This window comes from Rhizobium sp. RAF36 (assembly GCF_052114105.1).
GTDB lineage: Bacteria > Pseudomonadota > Alphaproteobacteria > Rhizobiales > Rhizobiaceae > Rhizobium.
The window spans coordinates 14486-33602 of record NZ_JBFREC010000005.1 but is presented as its reverse complement, the minus strand read 5'-3'; the positions used below and the strand labels follow the sequence as shown (position 1 = coordinate 33602).

Below are 19117 nucleotides of genomic sequence, written 5' to 3'. Positions count from 1 at the left end.
GGGCAAAGCTCTGTGTCCCCATGCAATTTTGCCGCAAATCCGCTAGAGCTGGAGTTGAAATCGTCAAGTTCCGGTTTCCATTTATCTGGCTCATGCAATAGAAGCGACTCATGACTCCCGCTGAAGAAAAACTCGCCGAGCTGAACCAGCCAAGCCTCTGGTCCGGTATCAACGCCTACCGCTCCGATCCGCTGATCGTCGACCTGACGGCAACGCTGCCGCGCGGCACGCGCGAAGACCTGGAAAACATGGGCCGCTACGTCACCTCGCCGGAGGCGCAGGAACTGGCGCGCATGGCGAACGAGGGCGTGCCGAAGCTGCGCACCCACGGGCCGCGCGGCGAGCGTCTCGATGTCGTCGAATTCCATCCGGCATGGCACGCGCTGATGCGCCGCTCGATGTCCGTCGGCCTGCATTCTTCCGTCTGGGATCCACAGGCCGATGCCGACGCCAAGGACCAGTCGCACAAGATCCGCGCCGCGCGCTTCTATCTGACGGCGCAGCTGGAATCCGGCCATCTCTGCCCGCTGACGATGACCAGCGCCTCCGTGGCTGCGCTCTCGGCGTCGCCTGCCGTCCAGAAGGACTGGGCGCCGAAGATCCTGTCGCGCAAATACGATTCCTCGAACAAGCCCGCCATGCAGAAGTCTGCCGTGACGATCGGCATGGGCATGACCGAGAAACAGGGCGGCACCGACGTCCGTTCCAACAAGACGACCGCCGAAAAGGTCAGCGAAGGCATCTACCGTCTCTCGGGCCACAAGTGGTTCATGTCGGCGCCGATGAGCGACGCCTTCATCATGCTGGCGCAGACCAAGGATGGCATGGGCTGCTTCCTGGTGCCGCGCCTGCTGGAGGACGGTTCGGCCAACGGCCTGCAGTTCCAGCGCCTGAAGGACAAGGTCGGCAATCGCTCGAACGCCTCCTCGGAAGTCGAGTTCAACGATACGTTCGGCTTCCTGCTCGGCGGTCCCGATGCCGGCATCCGCACCATCCTCGACATGGTGACGCTGACGCGGCTCGATTGCGCGCTGGCATCCTCGGGCATCATGCGCGCTTCGCTGGCCGAAGCCGTGCACCACACCCGCGGCCGCAGTGTCTTCGGCAAGATGCTCGTCCACCAGCCGATCATGACCCGCGTTCTCGCCGACATGGCGCTCGACGTCGCCGCCGCGACGGCGCTTTCCTTCCGCCTAGCAGACGCCTTCGACAAGGCCCGCAACAATGCCGAAGAGGCGGCCTATGCCCGCGTCATGACGCCGGTTGCCAAATACTGGTGCTGCAAGATTGCCCCGGCGCTGATCTATGAAGCGATGGAATGCATCGGCGGCAGCGGCTACATCGAGGAGCGCCCGATCGCCCGGCATTACCGCGAAGCCCCGGTCAACGCGATCTGGGAAGGCTCCGGCAACGTCATGGCGCTCGATCTTCTCAGGGTTCTCTCGCGTGGCAAGGATCTGTTCGAGACTGTCTTCGCCGGTCTCGCCCGCGATCTCGGCCCGGCCGGCAAGAAGACCATCGACGTGCTGCGCGCCGCCATGGCGCTTTGCGAGCGCGACGAAGGCGCTGCCCGCCTGCTGATCGAGCAGCTGGCGCTCGCCGCTGCTGCCGCCGAGCTTTATCGCCTCGGTGCTGGCCGTATCGCCGATGCCTTTATCGAGACACGTCTGGCAGGCGGCTGGCGCGCCACCTACGGCATGCTCGATGCCCGCTTCGACGCGAGCTATATCGTCGATTTGCTATATCCGCCGGCAAGCTGAGCGATGGCAACGATCCGCAACGCACGCCCCGATGACCTCGAGGCGATCTACGAGATTTCATTGCTGACGGGAGAGGCCGGGCAGGATGCCTCGGCGCTCTATCACGATCGCAAGATGATCGGTCACATCTATTCGGCGCCTTACGTGATGCTGAGCCCGGAGACGTCCTTCGTCGTCGAGGATGCAGATGGTGTTGCCGGTTATGTCGTCGGCCCTTACGATACGCCTGCTTTCGAAGACCGTCTTGAAAGCGAATGGTGGCCCGCCTTGCGTGACTGCTATCCGGCGCCGCAAGGCGATCCGGAAGGCTGGAATGCCGATCAGCGCCGTAGTTTCACCATCCACAATCCGCAGCGCGCTTTCGCGGCGCGCGCCGCCGAGTTCCCGGCCCATATCCATATGAACATGCTGCCGCGGCTGCAGGGGCAGGGGCTTGGCACCAGGCTTCTCGATCGCTGGATGACGTCGGCCCGCCAGGCCGGGGTCAAAGGCGTCCATCTCGGCACCAATGCGGGCAATATCGGCGGGCAGCGCTTTTGGGCCTCGCGCGGCTTCGAATGCCTCGCCCAGCCCTTCGTCGATCCCACGGATCGCTCGATCTGGTTTGGTCAGTATCTTTAATGTCTCCGAATGGAGACTTGCGCCGTCAGGCGTAGGGCGTTCTCGCCATAGCCGCTTTCACGCCGGTGCTTCCCTGATCGATCATGGCAAGGAAGAGGGCGGTCGCCTTCTCTGAATTCCCGTCCTGCCGGAATGCCCGATGCGCCTGGAGGAAGGCGACGCTCCAGGTTGCCAGCAGCAGGTTGGCGGCGAGATCGGCATCCGGATCGGACAGGTCGCGTCCCACAGTCTCCGCCAGTCCAGCGGCGACCGTCTGCGCCAGCTCGTCGCGGATCGCCCGGGCACGCGCTTTCAGCGTCTCGCTGCGCTCGACCGTTGCAATGAAGCTCTGGCTACGGTTGGAAAATTCCACATAGGGCCGCTGTTCGGCCACCAGCTGGTGGGCAAGCAGGCGCAAGGCCTCGACTGGCGGGACGGACGGATCGCGGTTTTGCAACGCATGGCGCAATGTCTCCCGCCCTTCCTCGTCGCGGTCGAAGAACATGTCCTCCTTGCGCGGGAAGTGATTGAACACCGTCATCCGCCCGACATCGGCCGCAGCCGCGATGTCATCGACCGTCACATGATCGAAGCCCCGCTCGAGAAACAGCCGGTCGGCGGCAAGAGAGATGGCCCGCCGGGTGGCGAGGCGTTTGCGGGATCGCCTGTCGTCAGGCTGATGGGAATCGAAAGTCGCGTTCATGTCCGCATCGTAGCGCAGTTTATATACTGAGTACATATTTGCATTGACAGTCTGTGGTCGCAGGATTTATGTACTGAGTACATTTTAAAACTCGGTATAGCGGAGCCTGCCATGAACAAGGCACTCGTCGTCATCTTCACCACCATCGGCCTCGACGCGGTCGGGATCGGTCTGATCTTCCCCATTCTTCCGCGGTTGATCGCGGAAGTGACGCATGCAGGCAATGTCGCCGCCTACATCGGCATCATGACCTCGCTCTATGCGGCGATGCAGTTCATCTGTGCGCCAGTGCTCGGCGCTCTCAGCGACAGGCTCGGGCGGCGGCCGGTGCTGCTGATCTCGATGACAGGCGCTGCCGTCAACTATCTGATCCTGGCCTTCGCGCCGCATTTGTGGATGCTGCTGATCGGCCGTGCCGTTGCCGGGCTGACAAGCGCCAACATTTCGGTCGCCAGCGCCTACATCACCGATATCTCGGCGGAGGAGACACGCGCCCGCCGTTTCGGATTGTTCAACGCCACCTTCGGCATCGGCTTTATCGTCGGCCCGGTTCTCGGCGGCATCCTTGGCGATTACTGGCTGAGGCTGCCGTTCATAGCTGCCGCAGTTCTCAACGCCGGCAATCTGCTCCTGGCGCTGCTGGTGCTTCCGGATTCGCGCAAACCGAGCCGCGAGCGGATCGATCTCGCCGCCCTCAACCCGCTTCGGCCGTTCCGCTGGCTGATCTCGATGCGTGGCTTGCTGCCTATTATCACTGTCTTCTTCATTTTCAGCGGCGTCGGCGAGGTCTATGGCACCTGCTGGGCTCTGTGGGGACATGACGTGTTTGGCTGGAACGGCCTGTGGATCGGCCTCTCACTCGGCACCTATGGCGCCTGCCAGGCTCTGGCACAGATGTTCCTGCCGGGGCCTGCCGTGAAGCTACTCGGCGAGCGCGCCACCATCCTGACTGGCCTTGCCGGCACCTCGCTGGCCCTTGCTGTCATGGCCTTCACCACGCAGCCGTGGATGATCTTTGCCGTCATGCCGGTGTTCGTGTTGGGCGGCATCGGCGTGCCGTCGCTCCAGTCCATGGCGACACGCATGGTGAGCGGCGAACAGCAGGGGCAGTTCCAGGGCCTGCTCGCCTCGGTCGTCAGCCTCTCGTCGATCGTCGCGCCGCTTGGCTTCTCCAGCTTCTATTTCGTCGTGCAGCAGCAATGGCCGGGCGCAATCTGGCTGTCGGCGATCGCCGTTTACGCGATCACCGTACCGATCGTCCTCGGCCTCAGCATTCCCCGAATGCGGACGGCCGAGGCCGCCTGAGGGAAGAGAGGCCGTGACCGTTGCATCACGGTCTCACCAATCTCCTGAAAACCATGGGATTATCCACAATCTATCAAGGCCTTGTCCGTTGCCGGGGCAGGGTGCCGTTGTTACTCACCTTGTAGTGACAAGAACGGAATCGGCTTCGATATGCTTGACGACACCATGGTTTTGGCACCCGTTGCCGCCGAACCCGAGAAGCGCATCCGCGACCGCGGCGCGACCGAAAAGACAATTCTGAAGGCCGCCAAGGCTCTGCTGGCCGAAGAGGGCTTTCAGAATTTCGGCATCAACGCCGTCGCCCGCCGCGCCGGCTGCGACAAGCAGCTGATCTATCGCTACTATGGCGGCCTCAACGGACTGGTCGAGGCAATTGGCGCCGATCTCGGCACCTGGGTCAAGGACCGCATCCCCGAAGATACCGGCGGCATGTTCCTGCTGACCTACGGCGATCTGATGGAGCGCCTGTCGCTGCTCTTCCTCGAGGCTTTGCGCGACGACCCGCTCGTCCGCCGCATCGTCGCCTGGGAAGTCTCGGAAAATACCGAGCAGGTGAGGCGTCTCTCCGAAGCCCGCTCCAAGGCGCTGGCGCAGTGGCTGGAGCGCATGCGCGGTTCGCTGACCCCGCCGAAGGGCGTCGATCCCGTCGCCACCAATGCGATTCTCTTCGCCGCGATCCAGCATCTCGTCCTTTCTGCCTCGGCTGGCGGGCAGTGCGCCGGCCTGGCGCTGAAGACCGCCAAGGACTGGGACAAGGCGGCAACGGCGCTGAAGCGCATCGTTCGCGGCGTCTACGGCTGACCGACGGTCGGCTCATCCACAGGCGGACGCCCCGCCGTTAACCTTAACAAATGGTTTACGTTGCGCCCCCGGCGTTAAGGCGACAGGGTACGAACAGTTAAATTCTTAGCTGTCAGGACCCATGATGGGAACCAGAGCCGCCAAAGCTGCGTTGCTTGTTGCCGCGATGATGTTTTTCGCGGTGCTCGCCCTTGATATCACCGTTCCCGCGGTCGTCCTGAGCGTAATGGCATTGTCGACCTGGGTTGCCGGTCTCGAAAGTCCGGCCGCCTGGCGTCATCGAGGGGAGGCCGCATGAAGTGGTTCCTGATCTTCTGGTTGGGCCCGATCGTTTTCCTGAGCGGCTGGTACTGGCTTTCCTATTACGACATGAATTTCGGCATCTTCATGCTGAGCCGTCAGGTCCATGACCTGACGTTCGAAGTCTATGGCCAGGTTCTGGGCGTGCCACCGGAAACTATTCCGCCGCTCGTTGCCCGCGCCATTGCCATCGACAGTCTCGTGGTTCTGGCGATCATCGCGTTCCGCAAGCGCAAGAAGATTGCCGCCTGGTGGGCCGCCCGTCAGGCGTCGAAATCATCTGCTCTCGACAGCGCCGACAGCCTGTCCAGGGCGCCCTGAAGAATGAAGCTCGCCGCAGCGGAATCGATCCGCTCGGCCCGCTTGGCGCGCGACACGTCCATCTCCAGCAAGGCCCGTTCAGCCGCGACCGTCGATAGCCGCTCGTCCCAATAGACGAAGGGAAGGGCGGTCTTCTGCTCCATGTTGCGCACGAAGGCGCGCGTTGCCTGCACGCGCGGACCGGCCGAACCATCCATGTTCATCGGCAGGCCGATGACGAAGCCGGCAACCTTTTCCTTCTCGGAAAAAGCCAGCAGCACCTCGGCATCGATGGTGAATTTCTCGCGGCGGATGACGGGACGTGGCGTCGAGAAGCGCCGTCCGAGATCGGACATCGAAAGGCCGATGGTCTTGGTACCGAGATCGAGCCCGGCGATCGCCTGTCCGGGCTGCAGGAATGCAGCCATCTCTTCGATCGTCATCACTGTCATCGGCGTTTCATCCCGTCAAAACAAATTGAAGCCTGTGGCGCTTTTCTTTGCAGCCATATCGGCTATGTCCATAACAATCGAGATCCGCTTTTGCATCACATAATAAAGGGACGCTTTTCATGAAGATCACCTGGCTTGGCCACTCCGCCTTCCGCATCGAAACCGGCAAGGCAAAAATCCTCCTCGACCCCTTCCTGACCTACAATGCCTCCTTCGAGGGCCAGGACATCAAGGATGTGTCGGCAGGCATCACCCATATTCTGCTGACCCACGGCCATGGCGACCATGTCGGCGACACCATCGCGCTCGCCAAGGAAACCGGCGCCACCGTTCTCGCCAATGCCGATCTCGCATCCTGGCTTGCCGCCAAGGGCGTCTCGAAGATCGAAATGGGCAATACTGGCGGCACGATTGCGCTCGGCGGCTTCTCGGCCACCTTCACCAATGCGCTGCATTCCTCGGCGCAGGTCACCGAAGACGGCATTGCCCATGCGCTCGGCAACGCCAACGGCCTGATGCTGCATTTCGACGACGAAGCCTCGATCTTCGCGATGGGCGATACCGACATCTTCTCCGACATGGCGCTGATCAACGAGCTGCACCAGCCGGATATCGGTCTCGTCCCTGTTGGCGACCGCTTCACCATGGGCGGCGCAGTGGCGGCACTTGCCTGCCAGCGCTACTTCAACTTCAAGACCGCCATCCCCTGCCATTACGGCACCTTCCCGATCATCGACCAGACCGCCGACAAGTTCGTCTCCGGCATGGAAGGTTCGAAGACGGAAGTGAAGGCGATCAAGCCTTCCGAGAGCTTCTCGATCTGACGAAAGCCCGTTGCACAAGGCGGACATGGTCTTTATAGCGAGTGGGAAATTTCCCTTTCGGAGTATGCCATGTCCGTCGATCTTGCCACCGTTAAGCGCGTTGCGCGCCTTGCCCGTATTGCCGTCTCCGAAGACGAGGCAAATCGCATGGTCGGCGAGCTGAATGGCATTCTCGGCTTCGTCGAACAGCTGTCCGAAGTGAATGTCGAAGGCGTCGAGGCCATGACCTCGGTCACGCCGATGGCGATGAAGAAGCGGACCGACCAGGTGACCGATGGCAACAAGGCCGACGACGTCGTCGCCAACGCTCCCGTCACCGACCACAATTTCTTCCTGGTACCGAAAGTCGTCGAATAAGCGCTGCCGCTTTTTCCGATCCCCGCTGCCATCAAAACGATCCGAGTAAACACTATGAGCGAACTCACCAGCCTGACCATTGCCGAAGCCCGCGAGAAGCTGCGCGGCAAAGAGATCACCGCCACCGAACTGACCGAAGCCTATATCTCGGCGATCGATGCGGCGAACGGCGCGCTGAACGCCTATATCAAGACCACGCCCGATCTCGCCCGCGTCATGGCAAAGAAGTCCGATGAGCGTATCGCGGCCGGCCAGGCAGGCGATCTCGAAGGCATCCCGCTCGGCATCAAGGATCTGTTCGCCACCGTCGGCGTCCACACCCAGGCCTGCAGCCACATTCTCGACGGCTTCGAACCGCGCTACGAATCGACGGTCACCCAGAACCTCTGGGACGACGGCGCCGTCATGCTCGGCAAGCTGAACATGGATGAGTTTGCCATGGGCTCGTCGAACGAGACCTCGCATTACGGTGCGGTGATTAACCCCTGGCGCGCCTCCGGCTCCAACCAGCAGTTGGTTCCGGGCGGCTCTTCGGGCGGTTCTGCCGCTGCCGTTGCCGCCCATCTCTGCGCCGGTGCGACCGCCACCGATACCGGCGGCTCGATCCGCCAGCCGGCAGCCTTCACCGGCACCGTCGGCATCAAGCCGACCTACGGCCGCTGCTCGCGCTGGGGCACGGTCGCCTTCGCATCCTCGCTCGACCAGGCTGGCCCGATCGCCCGCGACGTCCGCGACGCGGCGATCCTCCTGAAGTCGATGGCCTCGGTCGACTCCAAGGACACGACCTCGGTCGATCTGCCCGTTCCGGATTACGAAGCCGCACTCGGCAAATCGCTGAAGGGCATGAAGATCGGCATTCCGAACGAATACCGCGTCGACGGCATGCCCGAGGAGATCGAAACGCTCTGGCAGCAGGGCATTGCCTGGCTGAAGGATGCCGGTGCCGAGATCGTCAACATCTCGCTGCCGCACACCAAATATGCGCTTCCGGCCTATTACATCGTCGCCCCCGCCGAGGCCTCCTCGAACCTCGCCCGCTACGACGGCGTCCGCTACGGCCTGCGCGTCGACGGCAAGGACATCGCCGACATGTACGAGAAGACCCGCGCTGCGGGCTTCGGCAAGGAAGTCAAGCGCCGCATCATGATCGGCACCTACGTGCTGTCGGCCGGTTACTACGACGCCTATTACATCAAGGCCCAGAAGGTCCGCACGCTGATCAAGCGCGACTTTGAGATCGTCTTCGACGCCGGTGTCGATGCGATCCTCACGCCGGCCACGCCGTCGTCCGCTTTCGGTGTCGCCGACGAGAACCTCGCCGCCGATCCGGTCGCGATGTATCTGAACGACATCTTCACGGTCACCGTCAACATGGCGGGCCTGCCGGGCATCGCCGTTCCCGCCGGTCTCGACCACAAGGGCCTGCCGCTTGGCCTGCAGCTGATCGGTAAGCCCTTCGACGAGGAAACCCTCTTCAAGACCGCCCACGTCATCGAACAGGCAGCCGGCAAGTTCTCGCCGGCCAAGTGGTGGTGAGCGGAGCGGTCTGCTAGCCACGGCCCGGAGGAGGCGGAATGGCTCAGTCTGACATCCAACGTTTGATCGAAGCCCTCGACCGCCTTGCGGCCGCGCGCTTTGTCATGGGCGCCGAATGGACGGATGTTCACAACATCTGCCAGGCCCACGAAGGTCAGCGCCCCTTCGACTGGGGCCACGCTCTCTGCCATCGCATCGAGGGCGATGATTGGAATGCCGACTACTGGTACCGCCGCGCCGGACGGGCTCGCGGTACGGGGACGCTCGACGAGGAGTGGGCGGTGATGAAGGCCGAGTTTTCCGCAGCAGTCTGATATTCAATCCTGCTGCGGCGGATAGAGCTTGCGCTGGTGGACGATCGTTAGGATATCGAGGTCAACGGCGGAGACGATACGGTAGACGATCGTATACGGCAGTCCGGAAATTGCGAATTCCCGCGTGCCATGGACGCTGCCTTCCCGGCCGAGCAGCGGAAAATTCTCGAATATCTCGATGACCTGCCGAATGCGCGACAGAATGCGGTCGGCGGCGGCCGCGTCGAATCTCTTGATGTGGTGATGAATTTCACGGAGGTCAGCGATGGCCTGCGGTGTGAAATTAACGTTCAAACCCGAAACGCTCCCAGACCTTTTTTGCCGGGATCAATGAGGAGCGGTCATCTGCTTGCTTGAGCGCGGCTCGGATCTTCTTTTCCTTCCACGCGTCATAGTTCTCATCGGCCGCCGCGTTGGGCTGCACTTCGGTCAGGTCTTCGATGGGAATGGTGTCTCGCAGATCGCTCATGATGCTAAGATAGCGCGAAGACGACGTCGATCCAACCCTGTCGATTTAGAGGTAGACTGGCCCATTCAAGAGCCAGCCTCCGGTTTCTCACCTGTTATCCTGCTCCGCCCTCACCAGCACCAATCCCCGCTCGGTAATTCGATACGGTCTGCCGCCCTGCGAGCGGATGGCCCGTTTCTGCTTGAGCTTGCGGAAGGTGAGGATGTCGATGCCGGAGAAGACCCAACCTTCTCTGGTGAAAAGTTGAAGCTTCTCGATGGCGCGGTCTTCGCCGCGGGTGAGTTCGATCCGGCCGCCCTGGGCGAGCAGGTGCAGGATGCGCTGTTCGGCGCGTGAAATGTCCATTGTCGTGTCGATCCGGTCTGGCGCTCGAAAGCGCACAAAAAAACGATCCGGCGTTCAAGGCGAACGGCGGGGTTTCGTTTTTTTCTGGCCCATGCGCGCAAGCAGCTTGCGGGCAGGGCCCTTAGCGGGTCTCAGACGAGTTCAACATAAGGTTTGCCTAACCCACGCACAGGTTGCCGTCAAGCGCGCCAGATTCGCAACTCGCCTGCAAAAACGGTGCGAAAGCCGCGCAAACCGATGGAAAAACTGACGATTCGGTGTTCTACTTTGATCATTGAACGGGGGTTCCATGATCCACATTCGCAATGCCCGCGAGGGCGAGGCGGACCTTTTGAGTGAGATCGGCCTCAGAGCCTGGCAAAAGGCGATGGTGGCCATGGGCGAGACGGACGCGCTGCTCGATGCAGCGCGGAGTGCCTTTTCGAATTTTACCCGCAACAGCTGGCTGACGATCACAGTGGCCGAACTCAGCGGCCAGATTGTCGGCTGGGGAGCGCGGGAGAAATTCGACGAAACGATCTCGGATTTCTGGATCGATCCGGCCTTCACCCGCCAGGGTGTCGGCGCCGCGCTGCTGGCGCAGATCGAGACGGATATCGCCGACCAAGGCTTCTCCAGCGCCGGCATGCAGACGCATTCGGGTAACAACGAGGCTATCAACTTCTTCCAGAAGCACGGCTATAGCATTCACTGGCTGTCGATCGTCTACAACCCGAAGCTTGATCGCGACGTACCCTCCGTCGGTTTGACCAAGCCGCTCGAGAGCGGGGGCGACGGAACATATGGCCCTGATTTCTAGAGAAGTCCCAGCCGATCCAAGCCGAATAGTGCCGCCAACCCTCCGCAGAGCGTTGCATGAAGCACAGCGATCGCCAACAGAAGTGAGCGGAACGGCTCCTTCCGCGTCTTGTGCCGGAGCAAGCGCTGGGCCGTAACCGCGCCCGGGCTGCCGCCAAGCAGCGCCAGCGTCAGCAACGTTTGCTCGCTGATGCGCCGGCCTCCGGCACGCGCAGCTTCCTTGTCGAAGAAATAGACGGCGAAGACCAAAAGGTTGTAGGCCAGCAGCAGAGCGGCCAGCATCAACGGATCAGTGGCAGACATAGTCGGATGATAGCGCGCCAGCGTTAATAGCGCGAAAACGCATAGCACGTCCGCGAGGCGCCGAAAGCCTTGCACCGGCAGGCCATTTCCGTTACCTCACCAGATGAAAAGAACAGCCTCCCGAAGAGTATCACATGACCCTTGTCGACGTTCGCACGCCTGATCCGAAACGCTTCATTCCCGGCGCCACCGGCGATTGGGAAGTCATCATCGGCATGGAAGTCCATGCGCAGGTGCTGTCGAATTCGAAGCTCTTCTCCGGCGCATCGACGGAATTCGGCAAGCCGCAGAATTCGAACGTCTCTCTCGTCGACGCGGCCATGCCCGGCATGCTGCCCGTCATCAACGAGGAATGCGTCCGCCAGGCGGTGCGCACCGGTCTTGGCCTGAAGGCGCAGATCAACAAGCGCTCGCTGTTCGACCGCAAGAACTATTTCTATCCCGACTTGCCGCAGGGCTATCAGATCTCGCAGTTCAAGGATCCGATCGTCGGCGAGGGCCAGATCGTCATCTCGCTCGGTCCGGATCGTCAGGGCCAGTTCGAAGACATCGAGATCGGCATCGAGCGTCTGCATCTGGAACAGGACGCCGGCAAGTCGCTGCACGACCAGCACGCGACCATGTCCTATGTCGACCTGAACCGTTCCGGCGTCGCGCTGATGGAGATCGTCTCCAAGCCCGACATGCGCTCGTCCGATGAGGCCAAGGCCTACATGACGAAGCTGCGCTCGATCGTCCGCTATCTCGGCACCTGCGACGGCAACATGGACGAAGGCTCGATGCGCGCCGACGTCAACGTTTCCGTGCGCCGTCCCGGCGAAGGCTTCGGCACGCGCTGCGAGATCAAGAACGTCAACTCCATCCGCTTCATCGGTCAGGCGATCGAATACGAAGCCCGCCGCCAGATCGGGATTTTGGAGGACGGCGGCTCGATCGACCAGGAAACCCGTCTCTTCGACCCGAACAAGGGCGAGACGCGCTCCATGCGCTCCAAGGAAGACGCGCATGACTACCGCTACTTCCCGGATCCGGACCTGTTGCCGCTCGAGTTCGACGATGCTTTCGTCAGCGCGCTGGCAAAGGATCTGCCGGAGCTGCCCGATGACAAGAAGGACCGCTTCGTCCGCGAACTCGGCCTGTCGATCTATGACGCGTCGGTACTCGTGTCCGAAAAGGCGATTGCCGATTATTTCGAAGCCGTTGCCGAAGGCCGCGATGGCAAGACGGCTGCCAACTGGGTCATCAACGACTTGCTTGGTGCCTTGAACAAACTCGGAAAAGATATTGAATCGACTCCGGTTTCCCCGGCCCAGCTCGGCGGCATCATCGACCTGATCAAGGCCGAGACGATTTCCGGCAAGATCGCCAAGGACGTCTTCGAGATCATCCTCAACGAGGGTGGCGATCCCGCTGAAATCGTCGAAAGCCGCGGCATGAAGCAGGTGACCGACACCGGCGCCATCGAAAAAGCTGTCGATGAGATCATCGCCGCCAACCCCGATCAGGTTGCCAAGGTGCTGGCCAAGCCGACGTTGGCTGGCTGGTTCGTCGGCCAGGTCATGAAGTCGACCGGCGGCAAGGCCAACCCGCAGGCCGTCCAGGCGCTGGTCAAGGCCAAGCTCGGCATCGTCGAGGAATAACCGGCGTCTGCCGAAGAGCGTGAGCGGCCTCGGATCCCGGCGCCGCCAGGAGAAAGCCTTGGTGTATTTTGTCCGCACCGCCGGTGAGCGCGATCTGGAAAGGATCCGCGCCGTGCTGGTGGAGAGCTTTCATGCGACCTACGACCGCTTTTATGGCGAACCGAAGGTCGATGAACTGATCGCCCACCTGTTTTCGCCGGCGGCGCTGAAGGCGCGGCTGGCGAAGAAGAATGCCGAATTCGTCGTCGCCGACAGCGGCAAGGATATCGGTGCGGTCGGCTATGCGGCAATGTCCGCCGATTTGGCAAAGACGGCGATCCTGCATCTTCTCTATGTGCGTCCGGCGCTGCAGCGTCAGGGCATCGGCCGCGACATGTTTGCCGAGCTGGAAACCTGCTTTCCAGATGCGGAGATCATGCGTCTCGAAGTCGAGCCGAAGAACGAGGATGCGATCGGTTTCTACAGCCGGCTGGGTTTCATCGAGGCGGGCCGCAACGAGAATGTCGGCCCCGGCCAGTCGGGTATTGCGACGCTGGTGCTTGAAAAACATCTTCCCGCCCATTGAGACCATCATGACCGGCAAGCTCATCATCCGCGAGGCCCGGCAGGACGATCTTGCCGCGTTGATCGCACTCTTTGCCGCCGACGATATCGGCGGCCATGGCGATACGACCGACGAGAGCGCTTACGCGGACTACCTCAAGGCTTTCTGTGCGATCGCCGCGGCGCCGGACCAGACGCTCTATGTCGGCGAACTGTCCGGCGAAGTCGCCGGCACGTTTCAGATTTCGATAGCGACGACTTTGACCGGCCGCGGCGCATCCTTCATGATCATCGAGGCGGTGCAGACGCGCGGCGACTTGCGCGGGCAGGGCATCGGCGGGCAGATGATCGAGTTCTGTATCGCAGAGGCAAAAAGCCGCGGTCTCGTCCGCGTCCAGCTGATCTCGAACGGCAAGCGCAAGGATGCCCACCGGTTCTACGAGCGCCTGGGCTTCGAGCCATCGCATCTCGGCTTCAAGATGGCCTTGAAATGAGCCTTCGCAGATCTGGAATCACTGGACATTCAGGTCTTCCGGCGGCATAAGCGAGTGAACGAATTCCAGTCCCGCTTGACCTCCCTCAAGCACAAGGAACAGACATGAAGAACTTCCTGCTGCACATTTTCACCTGGTGGAACCACTACACGCTGGGAACACGGTTTGCGCTTCGCGGTTTCAAGCGTGTTGGCGAAGATGAGCTCGGCAATGTCTATTACGAAGGCGGCCTGTCTTCCTATGGTCTGCCGAAGCGCTGGGTGATCTACAGTGGCTATGCCGAAGCCTCGGCCATTCCTCCGGGCTGGCACGGCTGGATGCACCACCGCACCGACACCCCGCCGTCGAAGGAAAACTACGCCGCCAAGGAATGGGAAAAGGCGCACCGCGCCAACCCGACCGGCTCGCCGCAGGCCTACCGCCCGCCGGGTTCGCTGTCGGCCACCGGCGAGCGTCCGCGCGTCACCGGCGACTACGACGCCTGGACGCCTGGCAACTGAGTTCGCCGACCGCAAAGCGGGCCGTCCGGCCCGGCTTTTGGCCACAATTGACCTTTACCCGCAGGTTGGCCGCAGAAGCTGCGGCCATTATCATGAGATGCGGTGGAGACGGGTAGATATGCAGCTTTTCACGCGGAACCACGTCCTGCGTGCCGCCGGGATCGCCCTGGCGCTTGGCTCGCCGCTGTTGCCGCAGATCGCTTCTGCTGCGCGCATCGAAAACCCTGTCGCCGTCTTCTCCGGCCTCGACAAGATCACCGGCCGCATCACCACCTTCGACGTCTATGTCAATGAAACGGTCCAGTTCGGCGCGCTGCAGGTGACGCCGAAAGCCTGTTATTCGCGCGACCAGTCGGAAGCGCAAAAGATCGACGGTTTTGTCGAAGTCGACGAAATCACGCTCGACCGCAAGATCCGCCGCATCTTCACCGGCTGGATGTTCGCCGACAGCCCGGGTCTGAACGCCGTCGAACACCCGATCTATGACGTCTGGTTGAAGGACTGCAAGGCGCAGTCGGACGTGCCGGCACCCGATGGTGCGGCGAAGGCTAAATAAGTTTCCTGATTACCGGTTTGGGCCATTGTGGCCGGCCCTCGTCCTTCGAGGCCCTTCCGGGCACCTCAGGATGAGGGGCGGAGTGGCTATTGGCGCTGGAGTGCCCGTCGCTGGTTTTCATTCTGGCTCCGAGCGAGGCCTGCAAGAGAGCCCTCATCCTGAGGTGCCCGAAGGGCCTCGAAGGACGAGGGCGTGCGCTCCCCTAAAACTCCAGATGCGGCGAATCCATCGCGGCATCCAGCATGACCGCATATTCATCCTTCGGCACGTCGATCGCACCGAAGGTTTTCAGATGCTCGGTGGTGAACTGGGTATCCAGCAGCCTGAACTCTTTTTCCCTGAGACGCTCGACCAGATGCACCAGGCAGATCTTCGAGGCGTCGGTGCGCCGTGAGAACATGCTCTCGCCGAAGAACGCCGCGCCCAGCGAGACGCCGTAGAGGCCGCCGACAAGCGTATCGCCCTCCCAGGCCTCGACAGAATGCGCATGGCCGATGCGGTGGAGGGTCGAATAGAGCTGCCTGATGGTGCCGTTGATCCAGGTGCTCGGGCGCCCGGAGGTTTCCGCCGCGCAAGCCGAGATCACCGCATCGAAATCATGATTGAACCGGATATCGAACGGTCTGCGGCGAATGGTTTTCGCAAGACTTTTGGAAATGTGGAAATCGTCGAGCGGGATGACGCCGCGAAGTTCCGGCTCGACCCAGAAGATCTCCGGATCGTCAGCCGACTCGGCCATCGGGAAGAGGCCGATGGAGTAGGCGCGCAGGAGGATCTCCGGGGTAATTCCTGGGGACTTCCTGCGCGACCCTGCCATTCGTGATCAGGCCGGCTTGGTGCTGGCGAGATACTGTTCCAGCCAGTGGATGTCGTAGTCGCCATTCGCGATGTCCTGGTTCGAAACCAGATCCTGGAACAGCGGCAGCGTGGTCTTGATGCCATCCACGACGAACTCGTCCAGCGCGCGGCGCAGACGCATCATGCATTCGACGCGGGTGCGCCCGTGCACGATGAGCTTGCCGATGAGGCTGTCGTAGTAAGGCGGGATCTTGTAGCCCTGGTAGGCGCCGCTGTCGATGCGAACGCCGAGGCCGCCCGGTGCATGGAAATGCGTGATCGTGCCAGGCGAGGGCACGAAGGTGCGCGCGTCTTCGGCGTTGATACGGCATTCGATGGCGTGGCCCTCGAAGTTCACTTCCGCCTGCGTCACCGACAGACCGCCGCCCGAGGCGACGCGGATCTGTTCGTGCACCAGGTCGATGCCGGTGATGGCTTCGGTGACCGGGTGTTCCACCTGCAGGCGAGTGTTCATTTCGATGAAATAGAACTCGCCGTTCTCGTAGAGGAACTCGATCGTGCCGGCGCCGCGATATTTCAGCTTTTTCATGGCGTCGGCGCAGACTTGGCCGATCTTCATGCGCTGCTCGACGTTGAGCGCTGGGGAATTGGCTTCTTCCCAGACCTTCTGGTGGCGGCGCTGCAGCGAGCAGTCGCGTTCGCCGAGATGGATCGCATTGCCTTCGCCGTCGCCGAACACCTGAACTTCGATGTGGCGCGGCTTGCCGAGGTACTTTTCCATGTAGACGGCTTCGTTGCCGAAAGCGGCTGCCGCTTCGGTGCGGGCCGTCGACCAGGCTTCGATCACGTCGGCTTCGGATTTCGCGACCTTCATGCCGCGTCCGCCGCCGCCGGCGGTTGCCTTGATCAGAACGGGATAGCCGATTTCGGCCGCCGTCTTGATGGCGTCTTCTTCGGTCTTCACTTCGCCGTCAGAGCCCGGAACGACGGGGATGCCGAGTTCCTGCGCCGTCGTCTTGGCCGTGATCTTGTCGCCCATGATGCGGATGTGATCCGCGGTCGGGCCGATGAAGGTGATGCCGTGGGCCTCAAGAATATCCGCAAACTTGGCGTTTTCGGACAGGAAGCCGTAGCCGGGATGCACAGCATCGGCGCCGGTGATCTCGCAGGCTGCGACGATCTGATGGATGTTCAGATAGCTGTCGCGCGACGGCGGAGGGCCGATGCAGACGCTCTCGTCGGCAAGGCGCACATGCATGGCGTCGGCATCGGCGGTGGAGTGAACCACGACACAGGGAATGCCGAGCTCCTTGCAGGCGCGCAGGACGCGCAGCGCAATTTCGCCGCGGTTAGCAATGAGGATTTTCGAGACCATGATGCCCGCCTTATTCGATGACGACGAGGGCCTGGCCGTATTCGACGGGGCTGCCGTCTTCGACGAGGATTTCCGTGACCTTGCCTGACTTCGGCGACGGGATCTGGTTCATGGTCTTCATCGCTTCGATGATGAGAAGCGTCTGGCCTTCCTTGACGGTCGAGCCGACTTCGATGAACGCGCGTGCGCCCGGAGCCGGTGCCATATAGACGGTGCCGACCATCGGGGCGCTGACCGTGTTGGCCGGGTTGCGGGCCGGGGCAGCGGCTGCTGCCGGAGCGGCCGCAGGTGCGGCGGCTGCAGGCGCAGGCGCATAGGCCGGAGCGCCGCCGATCGGCGCCTGGACATATTGAACATTGCCGCCGCGCGAGACGCGGATGCGCAGATCTTCCTGTTCGACTTCGATTTCCGTCAGGTCCGTGTCGTTCAAGATGTTCGCGAGGTCACGGATCAGTGCCTGGTCGATACCCGATTTCTTTTCAGCCATGAGTGTTTGCCCTGTCTTCTTCTTATGCCGTAAGGTTCTTCAGCGCGTGAAGCGCCAGAATGTAGCTGTGAGGCCCGAAGCCGGCGATCACACCCTTGCAAGCAGGGGCAATCATCGACTTGTGGCGGAATTCTTCGCGTGCATGCACGTTAGAGATATGGAGCTCGATCACCGGAATGGAAATGGCCTTGATCGCATCATGCAGTGCAATGGATGTATGCGTGTAGGCTCCGGCATTGATCGCAACGCCTGCAGCCTTGTCGTTTGCTTCATGAAACCAGTCGACGAGCGCGCCTTCGTGGTTGCTCTGGCGGAAATCGATTTCGAGACCGAGTTCCTGGCCCGCAGCCCTGCAATCCGCTTCGATGTCCTTGAGCGTCTTGCCGCCATAGATGCCGGGCTCTCTTTTGCCCAGCATGTTCAGGTTGGGCCCGTTCAGGACGAAAATGGTTTGCGTCATCGAGTGTTCCATTAAATGCACGAGGGCAACCTATAGACTCCCCATGCCCTTAATGAAAGCCCTTTGGGGTAGGCAGCCGGAATCGTGCCATATTTGTCCACATGGCTGAAACGCTTAGATTTTGGCGATTTGATGAGCGTCGCTCTCAGCAGCTCGTCTTGCCGCAGGTGCGCATGTTCTTGACCTTGGCTTCCAGGTCGTCGAAACCGACCGCGCCCTGCACCAGCTCGTTGCCGATGACGTAGGAGGGCGTTCCGGTGATGCCGAGCTTCTGGGCAAGGTCATAGGCATTCTGCACCGAAGACGTGTCGGGGCTCTTTTCCATCTCGGCGCGTATCTGCTTTTCGTTGACGCCGAGCGAGGAGGCCACTTCGATGGCGCTGTCTTCGTCGGCGCGGCCTTCGCTGCCGAGCAGAGCCATGTGGAACTTCTCGTACTTTTCAGGCGCCAGCTTGCGGAAAGCGTCGGAAACCTTGTGCGCGGCAACCGATTCCGGGCCGAGGATCGGGAATTCCTTGAGCACGAAGCGGACGTTCTGGTCCTTCTTCAGCATCGTCTGCATGTCGGTCAGCGCGTGACGGCAATAGCCGCAATTGTAATCGAAGAACTCGACGATGGTCACGTCACCCCTTGGGTTGCCGATCGAGATATCGTCCTTGGCCTCGAAAATGCTCTTGCTGTTTTCGCCGATCACCTGGTTGGCTTTGACGAGGCGGGCCTCTTCCTGCTTCTTCTGCAGGGCGTCCTGAACGTCGAGCATGATCTCGGGATTTTGGATCAGGTATTCCTTGATGAACTCGCCGAATTCCTTCTTCTGCGCATCGTCGAGAGCGGCAGCGGGAAGGGGCATCGCAAAGCTGGCAGCGAGCGCAAGGGCGGTGAAGGTTTTCGGAAAGAGAGCCATTGTGTCCTCGTCGGCTGATCGAATGCGATGCCGCTTCATAACATCGCCCGGTTAATGGGCTGAAACGTTCGGCATCAAATTACGGTGTGCGGCCCGGCCATCAAACAGGATTTTTCTGGATCGCGGCGCAATCGCGGGATTGTGATGCACCTGATAATGCGGCAATTGTCTGGCCGCAATTGAATATCCGGAG

Annotated in this window: 27 protein-coding genes; 16 read left to right on the top strand and 11 right to left on the bottom strand. The window is 61.5% G+C overall.

Translation table 11 applies throughout. The features are described 5' to 3' along the window. Window positions 1-110 precede the first annotated feature (110 nt). Window positions 111-1760: an acyl-CoA dehydrogenase family protein gene (locus AB4Z25_RS18170; RefSeq protein WP_112516938.1), complete on the top strand. Its 1650-nt coding sequence runs from the start codon at window positions 111-113 to the stop codon at window positions 1758-1760. A gap of 3 nt (window positions 1761-1763) precedes the next feature. Then, on the top strand, window positions 1764-2381 hold the full coding sequence (locus tag AB4Z25_RS18165; protein ID WP_112537393.1) for a GNAT family N-acetyltransferase: 618 nt from the start codon (window positions 1764-1766) through the stop codon (window positions 2379-2381). 25 nt (window positions 2382-2406) lie between these two features. On the opposite strand, the gene AB4Z25_RS18160 is transcribed toward AB4Z25_RS18165, so the two are convergent. Beyond that, window positions 2407-3063 (bottom strand): TetR/AcrR family transcriptional regulator, encoded by a 657-nt coding sequence (locus tag AB4Z25_RS18160; protein ID WP_112537578.1) that lies wholly within the window; start codon window positions 3061-3063, stop codon window positions 2407-2409. A 111-nt stretch (window positions 3064-3174) separates the two neighbouring features. On the opposite strand from AB4Z25_RS18160, the gene AB4Z25_RS18155 reads away from it, so the two are divergent. From AB4Z25_RS18155 to AB4Z25_RS18140, 4 genes are all read left to right on the top strand, one after another. Continuing rightward, window positions 3175-4368 (top strand): TCR/Tet family MFS transporter, encoded by a 1194-nt coding sequence (locus AB4Z25_RS18155; protein WP_112537392.1) that lies wholly within the window; start codon window positions 3175-3177, stop codon window positions 4366-4368. A 150-nt stretch (window positions 4369-4518) separates the two neighbouring features. Beyond that, window positions 4519-5169: a TetR/AcrR family transcriptional regulator gene (locus tag AB4Z25_RS18150; protein WP_112537391.1), complete on the top strand. Its 651-nt coding sequence runs from the start codon at window positions 4519-4521 to the stop codon at window positions 5167-5169. 121 nt (window positions 5170-5290) lie between these two features. Beyond that, window positions 5291-5467 carry a hypothetical protein gene (locus AB4Z25_RS18145; protein WP_442208865.1) on the top strand — a complete coding sequence of 59 codons (177 nt, stop codon included), beginning with the start codon at window positions 5291-5293 and terminating at the stop codon, window positions 5465-5467. Beyond that, window positions 5464-5790, top strand: coding sequence for a DUF6105 family protein (locus AB4Z25_RS18140; protein WP_112537390.1), 327 nt, complete (start codon window positions 5464-5466; stop codon window positions 5788-5790). Before AB4Z25_RS18145 ends, AB4Z25_RS18140 begins: the two co-directional genes overlap by 4 nt. On the opposite strand, the gene ruvX is transcribed toward AB4Z25_RS18140, so the two are convergent. Next, the gene (gene ruvX, locus AB4Z25_RS18135; RefSeq protein ID WP_112516933.1) at window positions 5733-6221 is read right to left on the bottom strand and encodes a Holliday junction resolvase RuvX; all 489 of its coding nucleotides are present in this window, start codon (window positions 6219-6221) and stop codon (window positions 5733-5735) included. The two genes, AB4Z25_RS18140 and ruvX, sit on opposite strands and share 58 nt — an antisense overlap. 119 nt (window positions 6222-6340) lie before the next feature. Between ruvX and AB4Z25_RS18130 the strand changes: the two genes are divergently transcribed. From AB4Z25_RS18130 to AB4Z25_RS18115, 4 genes are all read left to right on the top strand, one after another. Then, window positions 6341-7045, top strand: a complete 705-nt coding sequence (locus AB4Z25_RS18130; RefSeq protein WP_112389712.1) for a metal-dependent hydrolase — start codon at window positions 6341-6343, stop codon at window positions 7043-7045. A 69-nt stretch (window positions 7046-7114) separates the two neighbouring features. After that, the gene (gene gatC / locus AB4Z25_RS18125) at window positions 7115-7402 is read left to right on the top strand and encodes an Asp-tRNA(Asn)/Glu-tRNA(Gln) amidotransferase subunit GatC (protein WP_112389713.1); all 288 of its coding nucleotides are present in this window, start codon (window positions 7115-7117) and stop codon (window positions 7400-7402) included. A 54-nt stretch (window positions 7403-7456) separates the two neighbouring features. Then, window positions 7457-8938 carry an Asp-tRNA(Asn)/Glu-tRNA(Gln) amidotransferase subunit GatA gene (gatA, locus tag AB4Z25_RS18120; RefSeq protein WP_112537389.1) on the top strand — a complete coding sequence of 494 codons (1482 nt, stop codon included), beginning with the start codon at window positions 7457-7459 and terminating at the stop codon, window positions 8936-8938. A gap of 38 nt (window positions 8939-8976) precedes the next feature. Continuing rightward, window positions 8977-9252 (top strand): hypothetical protein, encoded by a 276-nt coding sequence (locus AB4Z25_RS18115; RefSeq protein WP_112537388.1) that lies wholly within the window; start codon window positions 8977-8979, stop codon window positions 9250-9252. Between the two features lie 3 nt (window positions 9253-9255). Here the strand turns inward: AB4Z25_RS18115 and AB4Z25_RS18110 are convergent, their stop codons facing one another. From AB4Z25_RS18110 to AB4Z25_RS18100, 3 genes are all read right to left on the bottom strand, one after another. Next, on the bottom strand, window positions 9256-9546 hold the full coding sequence (locus tag AB4Z25_RS18110; protein ID WP_112537387.1) for a type II toxin-antitoxin system RelE/ParE family toxin: 291 nt from the start codon (window positions 9544-9546) through the stop codon (window positions 9256-9258). Further along, a complete protein-coding gene (locus tag AB4Z25_RS18105) occupies window positions 9536-9721 on the bottom strand; it encodes a hypothetical protein (protein WP_112537386.1) in 186 nt (61 codons plus the stop codon). Before AB4Z25_RS18105 ends, AB4Z25_RS18110 begins: the two co-directional genes overlap by 11 nt. An 87-nt stretch (window positions 9722-9808) precedes the next feature. Continuing rightward, window positions 9809-10066: a YjhX family toxin gene (locus tag AB4Z25_RS18100; RefSeq protein WP_112537385.1), complete on the bottom strand. Its 258-nt coding sequence runs from the start codon at window positions 10064-10066 to the stop codon at window positions 9809-9811. Window positions 10067-10355: 289 nt separating this feature from the next. Here AB4Z25_RS18100 and AB4Z25_RS18095 point away from each other — a divergent pair, with 289 nt between their 5' ends. Next, window positions 10356-10865, top strand: a complete 510-nt coding sequence (locus AB4Z25_RS18095) for a GNAT family N-acetyltransferase (RefSeq protein ID WP_112537384.1) — start codon at window positions 10356-10358, stop codon at window positions 10863-10865. On the opposite strand, the gene AB4Z25_RS18090 is transcribed toward AB4Z25_RS18095, so the two are convergent. Then, window positions 10862-11167: a DUF1294 domain-containing protein gene (locus AB4Z25_RS18090; RefSeq protein WP_112537383.1), complete on the bottom strand. Its 306-nt coding sequence runs from the start codon at window positions 11165-11167 to the stop codon at window positions 10862-10864. The genes AB4Z25_RS18095 and AB4Z25_RS18090 overlap by 4 nt on opposite strands. 134 nt (window positions 11168-11301) lie before the next feature. Here AB4Z25_RS18090 and gatB point away from each other — a divergent pair, with 134 nt between their 5' ends. The 5 genes from gatB (at window position 11302) to AB4Z25_RS18065 (ending at window position 14900) form a co-directional block, all read left to right on the top strand. Beyond that, the gene (gatB, locus tag AB4Z25_RS18085; protein WP_112537382.1) at window positions 11302-12807 is read left to right on the top strand and encodes an Asp-tRNA(Asn)/Glu-tRNA(Gln) amidotransferase subunit GatB; all 1506 of its coding nucleotides are present in this window, start codon (window positions 11302-11304) and stop codon (window positions 12805-12807) included. A gap of 61 nt (window positions 12808-12868) precedes the next feature. Next, on the top strand, window positions 12869-13372 hold the full coding sequence (locus tag AB4Z25_RS18080) for a GNAT family N-acetyltransferase (RefSeq protein ID WP_112537381.1): 504 nt from the start codon (window positions 12869-12871) through the stop codon (window positions 13370-13372). A gap of 7 nt (window positions 13373-13379) precedes the next feature. Beyond that, window positions 13380-13844: a GNAT family N-acetyltransferase gene (locus AB4Z25_RS18075; protein ID WP_442208793.1), complete on the top strand. Its 465-nt coding sequence runs from the start codon at window positions 13380-13382 to the stop codon at window positions 13842-13844. Between the two features lie 104 nt (window positions 13845-13948). After that, the gene (locus tag AB4Z25_RS18070) at window positions 13949-14344 is read left to right on the top strand and encodes an NADH:ubiquinone oxidoreductase subunit NDUFA12 (protein WP_112389721.1); all 396 of its coding nucleotides are present in this window, start codon (window positions 13949-13951) and stop codon (window positions 14342-14344) included. Window positions 14345-14462: 118 nt separating this feature from the next. Further along, entirely contained in the window at window positions 14463-14900 is a 438-nt protein-coding gene (locus AB4Z25_RS18065; RefSeq protein ID WP_112537380.1) for a DUF2155 domain-containing protein, read from the top strand. Between the two features lie 202 nt (window positions 14901-15102). On the opposite strand, the gene aat is transcribed toward AB4Z25_RS18065, so the two are convergent. From aat to AB4Z25_RS18040, 5 genes are all read right to left on the bottom strand, one after another. Next, complete coding sequence (aat, locus tag AB4Z25_RS18060) at window positions 15103-15717, bottom strand: leucyl/phenylalanyl-tRNA--protein transferase (protein ID WP_112537379.1); 615 nt, start codon at window positions 15715-15717, stop codon at window positions 15103-15105. Window positions 15718-15723: 6 nt separating this feature from the next. After that, window positions 15724-17073: an acetyl-CoA carboxylase biotin carboxylase subunit gene (accC, locus tag AB4Z25_RS18055; RefSeq protein ID WP_112389724.1), complete on the bottom strand. Its 1350-nt coding sequence runs from the start codon at window positions 17071-17073 to the stop codon at window positions 15724-15726. Window positions 17074-17083: 10 nt separating this feature from the next. Continuing rightward, window positions 17084-17560 (bottom strand): acetyl-CoA carboxylase biotin carboxyl carrier protein, encoded by a 477-nt coding sequence (gene accB, locus AB4Z25_RS18050; RefSeq protein ID WP_112389725.1) that lies wholly within the window; start codon window positions 17558-17560, stop codon window positions 17084-17086. Between the two features lie 22 nt (window positions 17561-17582). After that, window positions 17583-18020, bottom strand: coding sequence for a type II 3-dehydroquinate dehydratase (gene aroQ, locus AB4Z25_RS18045; RefSeq protein ID WP_112517326.1), 438 nt, complete (start codon window positions 18018-18020; stop codon window positions 17583-17585). Window positions 18021-18165: 145 nt separating this feature from the next. Then, window positions 18166-18924, bottom strand: a complete 759-nt coding sequence (locus AB4Z25_RS18040) for a DsbA family protein (RefSeq protein WP_112537576.1) — start codon at window positions 18922-18924, stop codon at window positions 18166-18168. Between the last annotated feature and the right edge of the window lie 193 nt (window positions 18925-19117).